16 protein-coding genes and 1 riboswitch are annotated in these 15,414 nt (G+C 55.3%); of the genes, 7 read left to right on the top strand and 9 right to left on the bottom strand.

Annotated features, from left to right (window positions below):
- Positions 1–158 precede the first annotated feature (158 nt).
- Both BUB60_RS04185 and BUB60_RS04180 read left to right on the top strand, forming a co-directional pair.
- Positions 159–1,601, top strand: a complete 1,443-nt coding sequence (locus BUB60_RS04185; protein ID WP_073076406.1) for a sensor histidine kinase — start codon at positions 159–161, stop codon at positions 1,599–1,601.
- Position 1,602: 1 nt separating this feature from the next.
- On the top strand, positions 1,603–2,295 hold the full coding sequence (locus BUB60_RS04180) for a response regulator transcription factor (RefSeq protein ID WP_073076405.1): 693 nt from the start codon (positions 1,603–1,605) through the stop codon (positions 2,293–2,295).
- Positions 2,296–2,336: 41 nt separating this feature from the next.
- On the opposite strand, the gene BUB60_RS04175 is transcribed toward BUB60_RS04180, so the two are convergent.
- From BUB60_RS04175 to BUB60_RS04155, 5 genes are all read right to left on the bottom strand, one after another.
- A complete protein-coding gene (locus BUB60_RS04175) occupies positions 2,337–3,566 on the bottom strand; it encodes an MFS transporter (protein WP_073076404.1) in 1,230 nt (409 codons plus the stop codon).
- A 105-nt stretch (positions 3,567–3,671) separates the two neighbouring features.
- The gene (locus tag BUB60_RS04170; RefSeq protein ID WP_073076403.1) at positions 3,672–4,160 is read right to left on the bottom strand and encodes a helix-turn-helix domain-containing protein; all 489 of its coding nucleotides are present in this window, start codon (positions 4,158–4,160) and stop codon (positions 3,672–3,674) included.
- 204 nt (positions 4,161–4,364) lie between these two features.
- The gene (locus BUB60_RS04165) at positions 4,365–5,150 is read right to left on the bottom strand and encodes an ABC transporter ATP-binding protein (RefSeq protein ID WP_073076402.1); all 786 of its coding nucleotides are present in this window, start codon (positions 5,148–5,150) and stop codon (positions 4,365–4,367) included.
- Positions 5,150–6,241, bottom strand: a complete 1,092-nt coding sequence (locus BUB60_RS04160; protein ID WP_073076401.1) for a FecCD family ABC transporter permease — start codon at positions 6,239–6,241, stop codon at positions 5,150–5,152. Before BUB60_RS04160 ends, BUB60_RS04165 begins: the two co-directional genes overlap by 1 nt.
- 4 nt (positions 6,242–6,245) lie before the next feature.
- Positions 6,246–7,289, bottom strand: coding sequence for an ABC transporter substrate-binding protein (locus tag BUB60_RS04155; protein ID WP_073076400.1), 1,044 nt, complete (start codon positions 7,287–7,289; stop codon positions 6,246–6,248).
- Positions 7,290–7,533: 244 nt separating this feature from the next.
- A riboswitch (cobalamin riboswitch) is annotated at positions 7,534–7,751 on the bottom strand.
- Between the two features lie 230 nt (positions 7,752–7,981).
- On the opposite strand from BUB60_RS04155, the gene BUB60_RS04150 reads away from it, so the two are divergent.
- From BUB60_RS04150 to BUB60_RS04140, 3 genes are read left to right on the top strand one after another with little or no spacing between them, the layout of a single operon-like run.
- Entirely contained in the window at positions 7,982–8,521 is a 540-nt protein-coding gene (locus BUB60_RS04150) for a DUF4418 family protein (protein ID WP_073076399.1), read from the top strand.
- Positions 8,496–9,707 carry an ABC transporter permease gene (locus tag BUB60_RS04145; protein WP_073076398.1) on the top strand — a complete coding sequence of 404 codons (1,212 nt, stop codon included), beginning with the start codon at positions 8,496–8,498 and terminating at the stop codon, positions 9,705–9,707. Before BUB60_RS04150 ends, BUB60_RS04145 begins: the two co-directional genes overlap by 26 nt.
- A 1-nt stretch (position 9,708) precedes the next feature.
- Positions 9,709–10,380 (top strand): ABC transporter ATP-binding protein, encoded by a 672-nt coding sequence (locus tag BUB60_RS04140; RefSeq protein ID WP_073076397.1) that lies wholly within the window; start codon positions 9,709–9,711, stop codon positions 10,378–10,380.
- A gap of 116 nt (positions 10,381–10,496) precedes the next feature.
- Here BUB60_RS04140 and BUB60_RS04135 read toward each other — a convergent pair whose 3' ends face one another.
- Genes BUB60_RS04135 through BUB60_RS04120 form a run of 4 tightly spaced genes read right to left on the bottom strand, consistent with a single transcriptional unit; the run spans position 10,497 to position 14,041 of the window.
- Positions 10,497–10,769, bottom strand: a complete 273-nt coding sequence (locus tag BUB60_RS04135; RefSeq protein ID WP_143162261.1) for a putative Se/S carrier protein — start codon at positions 10,767–10,769, stop codon at positions 10,497–10,499.
- Positions 10,762–12,033, bottom strand: coding sequence for a double-cubane-cluster-containing anaerobic reductase (locus tag BUB60_RS04130; protein WP_073076395.1), 1,272 nt, complete (start codon positions 12,031–12,033; stop codon positions 10,762–10,764). Before BUB60_RS04130 ends, BUB60_RS04135 begins: the two co-directional genes overlap by 8 nt.
- 47 nt (positions 12,034–12,080) lie before the next feature.
- On the bottom strand, positions 12,081–12,851 hold the full coding sequence (locus BUB60_RS04125) for an acyl-CoA dehydratase activase (RefSeq protein WP_073076394.1): 771 nt from the start codon (positions 12,849–12,851) through the stop codon (positions 12,081–12,083).
- 35 nt (positions 12,852–12,886) lie between these two features.
- Entirely contained in the window at positions 12,887–14,041 is a 1,155-nt protein-coding gene (locus BUB60_RS04120) for an aminotransferase class V-fold PLP-dependent enzyme (protein WP_073076393.1), read from the bottom strand.
- A gap of 277 nt (positions 14,042–14,318) precedes the next feature.
- Here BUB60_RS04120 and BUB60_RS04115 point away from each other — a divergent pair, with 277 nt between their 5' ends.
- Both BUB60_RS04115 and BUB60_RS04110 read left to right on the top strand, forming a co-directional pair.
- The gene (locus BUB60_RS04115; RefSeq protein ID WP_084726233.1) at positions 14,319–14,822 is read left to right on the top strand and encodes a CBS domain-containing protein; all 504 of its coding nucleotides are present in this window, start codon (positions 14,319–14,321) and stop codon (positions 14,820–14,822) included.
- A 140-nt stretch (positions 14,823–14,962) separates the two neighbouring features.
- Positions 14,963–15,391, top strand: a complete 429-nt coding sequence (locus BUB60_RS04110) for a MarR family winged helix-turn-helix transcriptional regulator (RefSeq protein ID WP_073076392.1) — start codon at positions 14,963–14,965, stop codon at positions 15,389–15,391.
- Positions 15,392–15,414: the final 23 nt, after the last annotated feature.

Here is a 15,414-nt window from a genome sequence, read left to right as displayed (position 1 = left end):
ACTATATGACTGCTTTTCGGATTGACGGGTGTCTGATTGGCGGATAAAAAAGGAGAAAATGGCAATCTGTCTTTAGCATTGTTTATGCTGGGTTTAACATTGACGAAAAGATTCATGCTATAATTGGGGGACATTAAGTTCGCAAGGCGGCGCCTGATATGACGATTAAAAAAAGGCTCATCATTTCAAATATTCTGATGATCCTCGTGCCGGTGGTGATCACCGCGCTCATCGCGCTTGCGTGCGTGGGTGTGATCTGGTATTCGGTGACACGCAACGCAGGAATCGGATTCGAAGACAGCGAGGACTTTTATAAGGCCAGCCGGAGCATTACTATGCTTGTCGAAAACACGCTTAAGGATATCTCTCACTCGGGCCGGCCGAAGGAATTGCCAGGACTCAGCAGGGCGCTTGATAAATACTCCATGGCGCTGTCCGTGGATGCCTCCGGCGAAAATATTTATCACTACGGAACGGGTACCGCTGCCGACGGGAATCTGCTGACAGCAGTGGACACATTGGGCGGTGAGGGCTTTGTTTCCAACGGGAACCGGGAGCTATACGTCCGGCAGACAGAAATTGACGGCATCGTTTACCGCATTGCGCTCTTCGCCAGCCCCTCGGAGTTGTCCTATAGCTCTTTAAAGATCGCTATTGCACTGTCTGCAATCGTTTTGACGGCTGCCATCGTCTTCTCCATCCTGCTCACCAATCGTTTTCTTACCAAATTCGTGTTCCAGAAGATCAAGCGCCCTCTTGACATTCTCTCCAATGGCGTGAAACAGATCAGCGAGGGCAATTTGGGGCATCGCATCGACTATGGATCACAGGATGAGTTCGCGCCTGTCTGTATGGATTTCAATGAAATGGCCGCCCGGCTGAAAGCCTCGGTCGAGCTGTCACAGCAGCATGAGCAAAGCCGTAAGGAACTGCTTGTTGGCATTTCACATGATCTTCGCAGCCCGCTGACCTCCATCCGCGCTTATGTGGAGGGGCTCTTGGATGGTGTCGCCAAAACACACGACGCACAAAAAGGGTATTTGGAAACAATAAAAAGCAAGGCCGAGGATATCGACCGAATGTTGGCGAAGATCTTTTTGTTCTCCAAAATGGAGCTTGGCGAGTTTCCGGACAACCCAGAGCTTTTGCGGCTTGACGACGAGGTGCGCCAGCTTGTACGGGCATTGGGAGCGGAGTATGAGGAAAAGGGACTTCTTCTCTCCGCCGATGCACTCGCACCGGCAACCGTTATGGCCGACCCGGATCAGCTGCAACGTGTGCTTATCAATATTATGGAGAATAGCCTGAAGTATAAAACGAAGGCGACGGGAAAGCTGATCATTTCTCTGCAGGAGGAAACCGGCAGATTTCGCCTGTCTCTTCGTGACGATGGCCCCGGTGTTTCACAGGACGCGCTGCCCCATCTGTTTGAGGTATTTTACCGCGCTGATCCATCGCGGCAATACCCCCATCGCGGCAGTGGTCTTGGACTTGCCATCGCTGCCAATGCGATCCACCGTATGAACGGAACCATTGAGGCGAAAGCCGGAGAAGACGGCGGCTTGGAAATCGTGATTTGTCTCCCAAAAGCGGAGGAGTAGTATGGAAAAAATACTGATAATAGAAGATGACGACGCCATCGCCGCCATAGAGCGGGATTATCTCGCTATTGACCATTTTGAGGTAGAGCTCGCACAAGATGGCAAGAGCGGAATGGAAAAAGCTTTACAGGGCGGGCTTGACTTGATCCTGCTGGATCTTATGCTCCCCGGCATGGATGGTTTTACCGTCTGCCGTGAGCTGCGGGAGAGGCTGGATATTCCGATTCTGATGGTTACGGCACGACGGGAAGACATCGACAAGATACGCGGACTCGGGCTCGGGGCGGACGATTATATCGAAAAGCCTTTTTCGCCGAGCGTGCTTGTGGCGCGGGTCAAGGCACATCTGGCGCGTTACTCCCGCCTGAAACAGGCCGGTAAAACCGGGCCAGCCCAGCAGATCGGCATGGGCAATATCCGAATCAACACCGATACCCACCGGGTCTATGTGAACGGAAAAGAAATCGACCTGAAAAATAAGGAATACGAACTGCTGCTGTTTATGATACTCAACGTGGATGTGGTCTTCAGCCGCGAAACGCTTTACGAGCGCATCTGGGGGATGGACGCCATGGGCGACAACGCCACGGTTGCCGTCCACATTAACCGCCTGCGGGACAAAGTGGAAGCGGATCCGAGCAATCCGCGTTATATCCAGACGGTCCGGGGTGCGGGCTACCGGTTTAAAGCGTAATTGAGAAAATAAGTTTATCTACAGTTTAATCATCGGATTTTTTACTCGTCCGCTTTTACCCTGCAAACCATTTTAAAATACAGCAAAACGGCTATTGCTTCCGCGATACAGGTCAAAGCAATAATGATCCACGCTTGATTCAGGTCGTATAGCCATCCCATCAGCGCTGATCCGATCAAAAAGGCCAGACCGTAGACAGCGTTGAAAACGCCATAGCTGGTGCCGCGTTTATAATAGGGCGTAATATCCGCAATGGCGCAACGCATGACGGTTTCGTGGGTGCCCATAACGATACCGAAAATTATCATACCAATAACAATCAGTATTACTGAGCTGCTTATTGTTGTGAATGGCAGCAGCAGTGTAATAAAGGGGATCGCCATCAGAACAGCAAGACCTCCCGTTTTCATTTCTCTTTTCTTTTTCAAATGGTCGTACACTTTGCCGACTACCAGTGCCGCCACGGCATCTACTGCCATAGCTCCCGCATACAGCAGCGTAATATTACCATCGGACATCAAATTATGTGCCTTCAAGTGATAACCAATGATGCTGAAATTGACAAACCCCAGGGTACAGAAAAAGGTGAAGGCCGTATATATCCAGAAGATCGGTTTGAGCCGCTCCGATCGGAATTCCTTCTTTTTTATGTCGGTGATCAGGTTGTTTCGTTTGATGCTGCGGTAGGCATAGGCCACAAAAAGCATCAGGAGCGCAAACGGTATAAAAAGCAATTTATAGCCTAGCTGGTACTCCGGAATCCTGTTTTGGCTTGTAAATAAGAATACGAATGTGAAAATCAGAGGACCGGAAAGGGCTCCAATCTGATCCAGAGCCTCCTGAAGTCCAAAAGCAAACCCCATACCGACCTGATTTTCAGCGACTCCGGACAAAATCGTGTCTTTTGCGGGATTGCGAAGTGATTTACCGATTCGCTCCATCAGGATGAGGATAACGAGAATATTCCAGTTCATTGTAAAACCCATAAAAGGCACAACGAGCAGCATGCCATAGCCCGCAAAAATAAAAATCCAGTGTTTGCCGCTCTTGTCCGACAGGACCCCGGCCAATAGCCTTAAAAAATACCCGAGGAACTCTCCGATGCCGAATACAAGGCCAACCTGTGCTGCGCTGATGCTCAGGAGATTGAAATATTGGCTGTTTGCACCGCGAGCGCTCTCATAGACCATGTCCCCCAGCAGGCTGATAACGCCGAACAAAATAATGATTTTAACGGCAGACGTAAGCCTTGGCCCACTTCTTGTTACCATATTCGCGCACTCCTTTTCAATATTTCAATAAAACAGTACGACAAAACTCCAAGTATGGCAGATGCTGATGTACTTTACATGAGAAAAACATTTTCATGCCTTCGCTTATATTTGGTCATTTTTTTCTGGTCCTCTGCCTGACGGCACGTATTTCTGATTGGCTTCCAGCTTGGAATCTTCGCGCAAATCCCAGAAGATTTTAAACTCCAATTTCTCAACCTCACGCTGCTGTTTATAGCTGACACGAAGCGTGGCGTTGTCGGGGATGATAATATCACGGTTGAGTTCATTCAATATGATTTTGATATTATTGTCGTGTTCCTTTACCTTGGACAAGGCTTCGCGGATCCTGTCGAACAAGGCGTTGGATGTGCCGGGTACATCTTCGGAAACCATATATCGCTCGTTCTGATTAATATAGTCAATCGAATCCCCGGAAGAAAACCATTGAACCAAGGCCTCCCGGCTGAACCGCCACTCCCGGCCAATCTTACGGGCTGGGATATGTTCTTCCCGGAGCAGTTTTATCAGCGTCTTTTCACTGACCCCCAAAAATTCAATTGCTTGCTCAAGACTTAAAATATCATCTGACATAAAAAATACCTCCTTACAACCTGTTTAATTATACGGCAGCAAAATGAAAATATCAATGGTGGCGGAATTTAATACCCATTTAGCAGTATTTAATATGAAGATAATATACAAATAACAAGTCCCGAAAACCTGGAATTTGGTTTTCGGGACTTTAAGTTTTGCGGATAATCGGAGGTAAGTGTCAGCTGCCAAAGAAAAATATTATCACGCCTCCGTTTTATCGGGGCGGGGCGGAAGGTAGAGGATGTGGAGCATACCCGACTGAGCATCGCGAATGATCTTGACGTCGACGTCGAAAACTTCTTTCAGGAAATCCCGGCGCAGGATATCCTGCGGTGTGCCGCTCCCGCAAAGGCGCCCGTTTTTCAGCACGTAAATATAGTCGCAGTACATCGCAGCCATGTTCAGGTCGTGGAGGGCCGTGACCACTGTGAGCTCCATGCGCTTGACAAGGCTCAGCAGCTGGAGCTGGTATTTGACATCCAGGTGATTCGTCGGTTCGTCAAGGATCAGGCACCTGGTGCGCTGGGCCAGGGCGCGGGCCAGAATGATCCGCTGCTGCTCACCGCCGGAGAGCGTCGAAAAGATCCTGTCGCCGTACGCCTCCATGTCGACCTGGCGCAGGGCATCGCTGACGATCTCGACATCCTCGGCGTTATCCCGCTCCATCTGCTTTTTGTGTGGCGCGCGGCCCATCATGACGACTTCCCGGACTGTGAAGTCAAAATTATAATAATTGTGCTGGGCCACCACCGCCATTTTTCTGGCCGATTCCTTATACGACAGCGCCCCAAGCGGCGAATCGTCAAGATATATCGTGCCGCCCGACGGCTTGAGTACACGGTAAATACACTTCAGCAACGTGGATTTGCCGCTGCCGTTAGGGCCGATGATGCCGACGAACGCGTTGGCAGACGCCCGCATTGAGATTTCTTTGACGATATCGGCCCCGCCAAGGGCGGCCGATACCCCGTCACACCGCAGCTCCACTAGTTATCCCCTCCAAAGCCATAGGATCGCCTGACGAGCAGGTAAACAAAGCACGGCGCGCCGACCATGGAAACCAGGATGCCGATCGGCAGCTCCGTATGCGGAATGATGATCCGTGACAGCACGTCCGCCCAGATCAGGAATATGGCACCGGTCAGCGCGGCTGTCGGCAATATCTTTTTATGGTCGGACCCGAAAAGCATCCGCATGAAATGCGGAATGATGAGGCCCACAAAGCCGATCATTCCGGAAGAGTAGACGACAAATCCGATGATCAGGGAGGTGGCCAGCATATATGCCTGCCGGTATCGGTGCAGATTCGTGCCCAGCGTAATGCTGACCTCATCCCCCAGCAGCATCAGGTTGAGCGTACGATACTGGGTCATGAAAAAGAGCGTCCCGACAAGGACGACGGACAGCACGACGGCGTTGGAGGACCAGGCCGCGCCGGCCAGGCTGCCCATCAGCCAGTAAGTGATGTTTTTGATCCCCTCCATATCGTCGGACAAATAGACAATAAAGCTGGAAAAGGCCGAAAACACCGCGCTGATGGCCATTCCCGACAGCAGCAGCTTTACAGGATTCGACCGTGTGCCGAGGTTGGATATCATCATCACGAGGGCGGAGGCGCCCAGCGCGCACAAAAACGCCACGATGCCGACAAAGTTCCTGCCCAGCGCCGCGCCGACGCCCAGCATGATCGCCAGCGTCGCTCCGAAGGAGGCCCCTGAGGAAACACCGAGGATGTAAGGGTCCGCCAGAGAATTCTTGACGACGGCCTGCATGACCGTGCCACAGACGGACAGGCCCGCGCCCACGGCCGCCGCCAGCACCAGTCTGGGCAGGCGGATGAGCCAGACGACGTCGTGAACGGCACCCTGGGCATAGGGCGACAGCTCATCCGGGTGGAAAAGCTCGTAGAGGATCACCGAGTATACATCCTTAACGGAGATGTGGGTGGAGCCGATTGTGACGGCGGTGACAACGGACACGACGACGGCGGCCAGCAAAGCGAGGGAAACGCCGATACTGACCGGCGTTCCCCACCGCGCTTCCTTTGCGCTATTCTTTTTGGCAGGATGGTTTTCCATTTATCTATTTGTAGAGTTCGGGATATATGCCTTTCGCCAGCCGCTGGATACCGTCCAGCGTCCTGGTGCCGCTGCAGTACACCTCTCCCAGCGAAATGGCGTAGACCTTACCGCTCTTTACGGCCGAGAGGCTGGCGTATTTCGGGTCGTCCAGCAGCTTTGCTGTGGCCGCGCCCGCGTCCGCGATGCTGCCGGAGCTGCCGAAGTATACGGTGAAGATCACATCGGGATTTTTGGCGATCAAGTCCTCGCCGCTCAGATGGTTATCCGGCGCCGCAACGAGATTTGCGCCCAGCTGCTTGACCATATCGCCGCCCAGCGTGTTCTCGCCGTAGACGCGGATGCCGTCATCCTCAAACTCCATCACCAGAACGCTCGGTTTTGCAGCGCTTTTTGATGCTTCCGAGGCAACCTTTGAGACCTCCGACTTCATTTCACTGACAATGACCTCCGCCTTTTCCTCAACGTCGAATATTTTCCCGAGATTTAGAATATCGGTGTATTCGTTTTCAAGCGTTTCCTGGGGCGCGCAGCCGGAATTGAGCATCATATATGTATTGACGCCTTTCCCCTGCCAGTAATCCACCTCACCCAGCTTTTTGTCGCTGAAGTACGAGTACCAGCTGAGAATGAAATCCGGCGCCATCATAACGACGCTCTCCTTATCCGGGGAGAACTCCGTCAGATAATTGACCTTTGAAAATGCGTCGGCATACTCCGGCTTGACATCCTGGTCGAGGCCGGCGCAGGCGACGATTTTGTCCCCGAGTCCAAGCGCCAGGAGCGTTTCGATCGAATCCTGATAAACGGCGAAGACCTTTTCCGGGGCTTTGTCAAAGGTTTCCTGAATGGGCTGCTTGGCGTAGTTATAGGTCGTGATCGTCACGGGATAGTGAGACGCCGGCGTTTCCGGCGACGAAGCCGGCTGCGCGGAGGAGGTGCCGGCGGAGGGCGAATTACTGCCTGACGGCGCGGGAGTTTGTGCCCCACAGGCATAAAAGGACATTAATAATGCAAGGGTCAGTAATACGAACGCTGTTTTTTTCATTTTTTTACTCCTTTTCTATATTGACCGCAGCGGCGCTGACGAACAGTGCCGCCGCCGCTGCCGCGCGCTATGACGCGCAACAAAAAAAGTCCAGCGAATCAGAGGGGATGCCTGTCCTCTCTGATCTGCTGAACCTCCGTTGTTCGGTCGGTTCCGGATTATAAGCAATAAAAAACGGCTGTGACGCATTGTCACAGCCGGATTCCTGTACACACAACAAATAACCGCGGCGTCTCGGGCCGACGGGCTACATGGATTTCAAGCAGGTCTTCTGACTTGCGCCTGGGGGAGTCTCCTCCCGCTCAGCACTCTGCCTTCCCGGTTTCCCAGTGACCGACTTTCGTCAACGAGTGCGGATATCAAGCGCATACAGCGGCGGTTCCGTCCGGGATTTTCACCCGATTCTCTATTCTTCCCCGGAAGCCGAACGCCTGCGGGGACACTTGAAATGCTATTCTTTTCCCTGTAAAGCTAACATATTACATTTTTCTTGTCAATACGAATGTGTACGAATCCGGATTTTTGACGGCCGGTTTTACGGCTTTATATAATTCACAAAAAATTCATGATTTCCACATAATATCTTCACATCAAGGCCGTTGACATTGCGCCGGCCCTATGGTATGCTTATTTTATATAATACATATTAATCATATATGTATTATATAATTTAGCGAAAAAGGGGTTCCGGTATGAAAAACAGATTGATCTCGGGGATCATATTCATCATTTTAGGCCTGTTCATAGCAGTGGGGCCGCAAACTGTTTTCCCTGTTTGCGGCGTACATACGGCGGCGCAAAGCGCCGAGCAAACCAGTATGCCGATGAACAGCCAGGAAACGGACCAGTCCGAGCAATGCGCTGCTGACGGGGACGCCATGTCCGCGTCCATGAACATGATGATGAAGTGCCATGGGACCGGGCAGGCGGCACTTGGCCTCGGGGCGCTCATCGCGGTTTCCGGCGTCCTGCTGATTTTGCTGCGGTCAAAACAGACGCGCCTTGGCCTGAGTATCGCGCTGTTCCTGAACGGGATACTGGCCCTGCTGATCCCGACGGCGTTAATAGGCGTCTGCGACGGGGCGCAGATGAGCTGCCGGATGCTGGCCCTGCCGGCGCTGACGATCCTGAGCAGCCTTGCTATCATCGCGGCGGCTGCCAACGCGGTATATCTGTATCAATCCGACAAAAAGGAACGGCAAAAAAATGAAGCAGCGGCCGTTAACCACTAACCGGATATCGATTTATAACATCCGGCGCAAGCCCTTCCGCGCGGCCTGCCTCATTATCGTCGTCGCCATTCTGGCCTTTGCCCTGTTTGGAGGCGCTATTTTGACAGGGAGCCTGAAAAACGGGATGAACAGCATGCAGCAGCGGCTGGGCGCAGACCTTATGGTGGTTCCCGCCGGACACGAAAGCGACATGAAGGGCATTCTCCTGGGAGGAGAGCCGGCCTATTTTTATTTCAGCGGCGCCGTCGCGCGGCAGGTCGCGCAGGTGGGGGGCGTCGCACAGGCAACGCCGCAGTTTTATCTGTCGTCTCTTTCGGCGGACTGCTGCGACGAGGCGGTACAGCTGATCGGCTTTGATCCCGGTACTGATTTTGTGATACAGCCGTGGATTGCCAGGGCTTACGGCGGCGCCGCCGGAGACGGGCAGCTGCTGGCGGGCAGCGGCATTATCATCCGGGACGACGGGACGCTGAAATTTTTCAACCAGACGTATCGGGTGGCGGCGCAGCTGGAAAGAACGTCAACCGGCCTGGACAATTCTGTTTTCATGAGTATGGATATCATAAAGGCGCTGGCCGCCGCGGCGCACAACGCCGGGATGAATTTCCTGTCCGACGAGGCGCCGGAGGACGCCGTCTCCGCCGTGCTGGTGAAAATTGATAAGGGCTATGACGCGGACGCGGTCGCCGCGGGCATCCGTTCGGGCGTACCGGGTGTGGAGGTTATTGTGTCACAAAGCATGATTTCGGGCATATCCGGCAATCTGGGCTCTTTGGTCGGCTATATCAATACCATATCCGCCGTGCTGTGGATTCTTGCCGTTGTCGTGCTGGCGGCCGTTTTTCCCTTTACGATGAATGAGCGGAAAAAAGAGTTCGCCATTTATCGGGCAATGGGCGCGACGCGGAAACGGCTGATCGGCATCGTTTTAAACGAAGCGCTTCTCGCCAGCGCGGCCGGCGGCGTTCTTGGGACGGCGATCGCCGCCTTTGTGGTGTTCCCGTTCAGCGCGTATATCGGCAGCAGGCTGAATCTGCCGTATCTGCAGCCGGGCACCGGCGGTATCCTGGGGACTCTGGCGCTCAGTCTGCTCCTGTCCTTCGCCGTTGGGCCCATAACGTCCCTGTATGCCGCCGTCAAAATCAGCCGGGCGGAAACCTATATGACCATGCGGGAGGGGGAGTAGCATGCTGCTGGAAGTAAAGGATCTCACCAAGGAATATCAGCGGGGCAAAGCGCCGTTCAAGGCGATAGATCGTGTAAACCTGTCGGTATCGTCCGGCGATTTTGTGAGCATCATCGGGCGGTCGGGCAGCGGGAAAAGCACGCTCCTGAATCTTATCGCCGGGCTTCTGAGCCCGACCTCGGGCAGCATTGAGGCGGATGGGCAGGACATTTTATCGTATCACGACAAGGCCGCGTCTCTTTACAGGAATTCCAAAATTGGCTATGTTCCGCAGGGGCACAGCGTTCTCGCCAATTTGACCGTTTTGGATAACGTCAGGTTGCCGTTCTATTTCTTTAAGCGCGCGGGCGGCGCGGAGGAGAAAGCGCTTTCCCTGCTCGGGCAGGTGGGTATCCCGCATTTGGCGCCGTCGTACCCGAAGGAGCTGTCCGGCGGCGAGCTGCGGAGAGTTTCCATTGCGCGGGCGCTGATCAACGACCCGGGGATTTTGATTGCCGACGAGCCCACAAGCGACCTGGACACCCAGACGACCGCCGAGATCATGGGGCTGTTCCGCCGGATTTCCGGGAGCGGCACGGCGGTTTTGATGGTGACCCACGAGCTGGATACCGTCGATTACGGGAACCGCGTGCTGACGATGGCTTCCGGCAGGCTGACCGAACGGGTAAAATGAGACGAGAACGGTTCCTTGCCGGAAGCAAAGAACCGTTCTCGTGTGTTTTGTGACTGTATCTGTACAGCGAAATTACCGCGGAGAAGCTTGGAAAACTGCCGCGCGGCGCGCCGGCCTCAGCAGAACTTATGGCGCATGGGGTCGATCTGCCGGGGGAGCAGGACGATTTTATCGATCTCAATGCCGGAGACCTCGATGCAGGCTTTTACCGCCTCGAGCTCCCGTTGCTCCACCAAAAGCGACATGCCGCAGCAGGAGGTCGCGGCCCTGGGCGCCGGAGAGATCCTGACGCGGATGCCGCGCTGCCGGACGAACTCGTATAGCGCCATGCCCGACGTGTGGCTGAAAAAAAGCACGTAATAATCGGTGACGGGCATGGGGTCAGCCAAGCAGCTCCAGAAAAGCCTGGATGCGCGTGCGGAGCTGCTCCGCGTCCGTATCGGTGTAATCCGTTTCGATGTTGAGCGCGGGGATTCCGGCGTCCTTCAGCGCGCGCATCACCGAGCGGCTTTCCGTATCGTAGAGCCCGCAGAATTTGAGATTCGTATTGATCACGCCGTCGGCCTTGTATTCCCGGGCCAGCCGGAGGATATCGTCGATGCGGCCCGTGTTCGGCGTAAAGCAGGCGCAGTTGTTTTTCATGTAGCGCGCCGCCAGCGCGTCGACCTGGCCGTCCAGCGTGGTTTGGCTCTCGTCCACCAGGTGCTCGAAGTACCGGGTGCCGGTACACATCTCCTCGCAGACGACGGCGGCGCCGGACGTCTCGATGAGGTGGTGCAGCTTCCAGTTCGGGATGGCCAGCGGCGTACCGGTGAGCAGGATGCGCTTCGTGCCCTTCGGGAAGACGGAAACGCCGTCCTTGATGCGCTTTTCCAGCTCGTCGGCCAGCTTGTTTGCCATTTCGGCGCATCGGGCGGGATCGTCGAAAAAGGCGATCTGCGTCATGAGCAGCCCGTCCTTGCCGCTGATGGGGATAACCTCCGACTTGCGGCACTCGTATACGCGGGCGAGGGCACGGCGCTTATTGTTGATAAGCCGGATGGCCGCCCCCAGGCTCTCCGCCGTGACCTTGCCGCCGGTGAGCTTTTCCACCACGCCGATGAAAATGCGGATTTCGTCGGCCCACTTTGTGTAATCCTGCGGGCGCTTCATCTGCGGCAGGTCCATTACATGAACGGGCACATCCTCCGCGAGAATCTCCCAGGCCTTCTTTTTGCCGTCGCAGGTGGTCTCTCCGATATACATGTCCGCGATGCGGAAGAAGGGACAGGTGCGGTCCAGCCGCGCGCCCACCGAGGCCTTGATGAGCGAGCAGGTGTTTTTAGGCAGCACCTTCTCGCCGCCCGGCACCCAGAACTGGGAGCCGCCGCAAAGGCCGGTGACGACGGCGCCCGCGGCGACGGCGACCTCGTCCGGGACGTAGACGCAGAACGTGCCCAGCACCTTGCCGCCCTTTTTCTGATGCTCTATGAGCTCGGAAGGACGGACACCGTGGATCTCCGAGACGACAAAATCGTAAAACGCCATGTTTTCGGGCCGGTTCTCCTGGGAAAGATACGTGTCTCCAAACGCCACCGGCAGGACCGCGCAAAGCGTATCGTGCGATTCCAGGTCCATCCCGAGCTCTTCCCACATCTTTCGGTAGTCAGCCATAAACTTTCCTCCATCAATTAATATTCTTTATTTCATGGATAGAATCCTCATCCTTTACCGATGGTCCCGGCGGTGACCGCGGCGCCGATGGCGCCCGCGTAACGACCCAGGGGGCTTGTGTTGACATCGGACCTTAAGCGCCTTGAAAGCGGCTCCAGCAGGCCGGGGCATTCGCAAAGGCCGCCCGTGAGATAAAAGGGCCCGCTGCCGCCGGCTCTATGGCACTGGGCGCACACCTTGTCCACAATGGACTCCACGATCCCGAAAGCGATATCCGCCCTTGCCTTCCCCTGGCCGATGAGGCTGATGACCTCGGATTCGGCAAAGACGGTGCACAGGGAGCTGATGGAGACACCGGAGCCCTGCCGGGCAAGCTCGATGAGTGCCGCGGGGCTCTGGCCCATGGAGTTTGCCATGATTTCAAGAAAACGCCCTGTCCCGGCAGAGCACTTGTCGTTCATGATAAAATCGCTGACCCGGCCGCCGGCGACGCTGATGATTTTCGTATCCTGCCCGCCGATGTCGATGACCGTGAAGGGCCCCTCGCCGAAAAGGTACGCCGCGCCCCTGGCGTGGCACGTGATCTCGGTCACCAGCTTTCCGGCGTAGGGGACGTTGAGCCGCCCGTAGCCGGTGGCGACGCAGGCGTGTCCGGCCGGGTCGAAGCCGGCCGAGGCCAGCTCCCCTCGGAGCCCGTCGGCCGCCTCCGCGCTGCTCCAACCCGTGGGGCGGATGCACTTGAAAACGAGCGTGCCGCCGTCGTCCAAAACAACGGCTTTTGCGCTGGTGGAACCAATATCAATGCCGATGGCTGCCATGGAACTCCCCCGTGTTTTTCATGTCAAAAGCAGTATCAAAGCCGCCCCGCGCGGTATGCCGAGGCAAGCTCGGCAACGGCCTTTGCCGCCGTGTCCGCCTCGGCCTCCGTGTTGAAGCAGGAAAAGCTGAAGCGCACGGCGCCCTGTCCGCTTGTCCCCAGCGCGTTGTGCATCCGGGGCGCGCAGTGGCCGCCGGAGCGGGTGGCGATGCCGTAATCCTCCGACAGGCGGAAGCTGACGTCCGCGGAATCCAGCGTGCCGATGTTCAGCGTAACGATGGGCGCGCGCTCCGCCTGCGTGAAATCGCCGTAGACGGCGACATCCTTCAGCGCCGAGACGGCCGTGTAAAAGCTTCCCGCCAGGGACTGTTCTTTATGCCGGATTTCATCCATGCCGACAGACTGTATGTAATCCACGGCCGCGCCCAGGCCCGCGATGCCGTGCCCGTTGAGCGTGCCGGCCTCCAGCGCCTCCGGGAGGCTGGACGGCTGCGTTTTGTCAAAGGTCTTGACGCCGGTGCCGCCGACCTTGAACGGACGGATGGCGACGCCTTCGCCCACGCAGAGCCCGCCGGTGCCCTGGGGGCCCAGCAGCCCCTTGTGGCCTGTAAAGCAGAGCACGTCGATATGCATCTGGCTCATGTCGATAGGGAAGACGCCGGCCGTCTGCGAGGCGTCGACGATGAACAGCAGCCCGTGCTCTCCGGCGATTTTCCCCACGCGCGCGATATCCACCACGTTGCCCGTCAGGTTGGAGGCGTGGGTGCAGACGATGGCTCTGGTCTCCGGCCGTAAAAGGCGGGCAAAATCGTCATAATCGATGCGCCCGGAGGTGTCCGCCGGGAGAAAAGACAGCGCCGCGCCGGCCTCCTCCAGCCGGTAGAGGGGCCGCAGGACGGAGTTGTGCTCCAGGTCGGTGCTGACGATATGGTCGCCCGGGCCGAAGAGGCCCGAAATGGCGATGTTCAGCGCCTCCGTCGAATTGGCCGTAAAGACCATATTCTCCGTCTTTGGGCAGTGAAACAGCTTTGCCAGCTTGTCCCGGGTAAAGAAGACGGTATAGGCGGCGTTCAGGGCCGATTCGTGGGTCGCCCGCCCGTAGTTGCCCAGATTTTGCATGGCCGAAACCACCGCGTCGACGACGGCCTGGGGCTTGTGCAGGGTGGTGGCGGCATTGTCGAGATAAATCATAGCGTCACTTCAAAGCTTTATCAGTTATTTTTGTTTTCCGATATCATCATATCAAGGCGCCGGGGAGAAGTCCAATCATAGTTATTAATAAATTTTATGGCATATATTTCGTTTTATAATAAATGCCGCGAGGCCCGAGGCCCAGAATAATTTTCATACCGTTAATTTTTCCTTTACACTTTGTTAATGACAATGCTGTTATAATAAAGAGGCGCCATGCTGCTCCAGGCTTTGGGTATGGCAATTAAAAAAGTAATATAATAAGGTGGCTTGATATATGCAAATCGTTTCAGAAGCGGTGAAAGACCGAAGTATTTATTTTGATGCGCTCGATAAGGACCGAGACCCCGGGGAGAATAAAAGCATCATCTTTTTTCTCACCGCCAAAGGGTCCGTCGCCTTTTTGGACGAACGCTGCTCCCTGCGGCAGGGGCTTGAGAAAATGAAGCATCACGGGTACACGGCCATGCCCGTCGTTGCCGAGGACGGCACCTACATAGGCACGGTCAGCGAGGGAGATTTCCTGTGGCATATGCTGAACAGCGGCGCGTATTCCATGAAAGAACAGGAGGATTACCCGATCTCCGAGATACTCCGGGAGGGCTGGAACCCGGCAGTGAAAATCGATACGTCCATGGATGAGCTGCTGCTGCGCATCATGGAGCAAAATTTTGTGCCCGTCGTCGACGACAGGGAAAAGTTTATCGGGATCATCACCCGCAAAAACGTCATCAAGCATTATTATGAATCGGAGAATATGCGGAGGTATACCAAAAAATAGGGGTCTCACGCTTAAGATAAAAGACTCCCGGATAAATTCCGGGGGTCTTTTGTGCATTTTATGGAACTTGACAACCGTGATTTGGAAGATTAGTATGAGCATACTAATAGATAGGAAGCTAATCATTAGGAGGCTTACACATGAAAACGCTGCTGGAAATGGCGCTTTACAGAGCGTTCCACGCGCAGAAAAATAAAATCCGGCCCGGCATGCTGGCGCTCGGCCTTTCGCCGGGACAGCCCAAGGTGCTCGGTTATCTGTCCAGGCGGGCCAACTGCATGCAGAAGGATATCGCGGCCGCGCTGGACATTGAGCCCGCCACCGTCTCTCAGCTGCTGAGCAATATGGAGCAGGCCTGTCTGGTCAAGCGCTCGGAGCCCGCCGAGCGCCGGCGGGCCGAATCCGTTTCCGTCACGGAGACAGGCAGGGAATACTATGAAAAATGGCTGAAGCTTTGCCGGGAGGTGGAGGAAATCTCCCTGGGGGGGTTTTCTCAAACGGAAAAAGAGCAGTTCCTGGATTATCTCGGCCGCATGTATCAGAATCTTACGGGTAAAACCCTGGAATAATTAAAAGGCCGCGTTTGCGGCAA

This window comes from Sporobacter termitidis DSM 10068 (genome assembly GCF_900130065.1).
Lineage (GTDB): Bacteria > Bacillota > Clostridia > Oscillospirales > Oscillospiraceae > Sporobacter > Sporobacter termitidis.
Note: the sequence above shows the minus strand (reverse complement) of the source record. Positions and strands in the feature narration are given on the sequence as shown.

Excerpts from the sequence above, each read along its gene's own strand:
- BUB60_RS04185 (WP_073076406.1), top strand. The coding sequence starts at position 159 with ATGACGATTAAAAAAAGGCTCATCATTTCAAATATTCTGATGATCCTC.
- BUB60_RS04180 (WP_073076405.1), top strand. The coding sequence starts at position 1,603 with ATGGAAAAAATACTGATAATAGAAGATGACGACGCCATCGCCGCCATA.
- BUB60_RS04175 (WP_073076404.1), bottom strand. The coding sequence starts at position 3,566 with ATGGTAACAAGAAGTGGGCCAAGGCTTACGTCTGCCGTTAAAATCATT.
- BUB60_RS04170 (WP_073076403.1), bottom strand. The coding sequence starts at position 4,160 with ATGTCAGATGATATTTTAAGTCTTGAGCAAGCAATTGAATTTTTGGGG.
- BUB60_RS04160 (WP_073076401.1), bottom strand. The coding sequence starts at position 6,241 with ATGGAAAACCATCCTGCCAAAAAGAATAGCGCAAAGGAAGCGCGGTGG.
- BUB60_RS04155 (WP_073076400.1), bottom strand. The coding sequence starts at position 7,289 with ATGAAAAAAACAGCGTTCGTATTACTGACCCTTGCATTATTAATGTCC.
- BUB60_RS04150 (WP_073076399.1), top strand. The coding sequence starts at position 7,982 with ATGAAAAACAGATTGATCTCGGGGATCATATTCATCATTTTAGGCCTG.
- BUB60_RS04145 (WP_073076398.1), top strand. The coding sequence starts at position 8,496 with ATGAAGCAGCGGCCGTTAACCACTAACCGGATATCGATTTATAACATC.
- BUB60_RS04140 (WP_073076397.1), top strand. The coding sequence starts at position 9,709 with ATGCTGCTGGAAGTAAAGGATCTCACCAAGGAATATCAGCGGGGCAAA.
- BUB60_RS04130 (WP_073076395.1), bottom strand. The coding sequence starts at position 12,033 with ATGGCTGACTACCGAAAGATGTGGGAAGAGCTCGGGATGGACCTGGAA.
- BUB60_RS04125 (WP_073076394.1), bottom strand. The coding sequence starts at position 12,851 with ATGGCAGCCATCGGCATTGATATTGGTTCCACCAGCGCAAAAGCCGTT.
- BUB60_RS04120 (WP_073076393.1), bottom strand. The coding sequence starts at position 14,041 with ATGATTTATCTCGACAATGCCGCCACCACCCTGCACAAGCCCCAGGCC.
- BUB60_RS04115 (WP_084726233.1), top strand. The coding sequence starts at position 14,319 with ATGCAAATCGTTTCAGAAGCGGTGAAAGACCGAAGTATTTATTTTGAT.
- BUB60_RS04110 (WP_073076392.1), top strand. The coding sequence starts at position 14,963 with ATGAAAACGCTGCTGGAAATGGCGCTTTACAGAGCGTTCCACGCGCAG.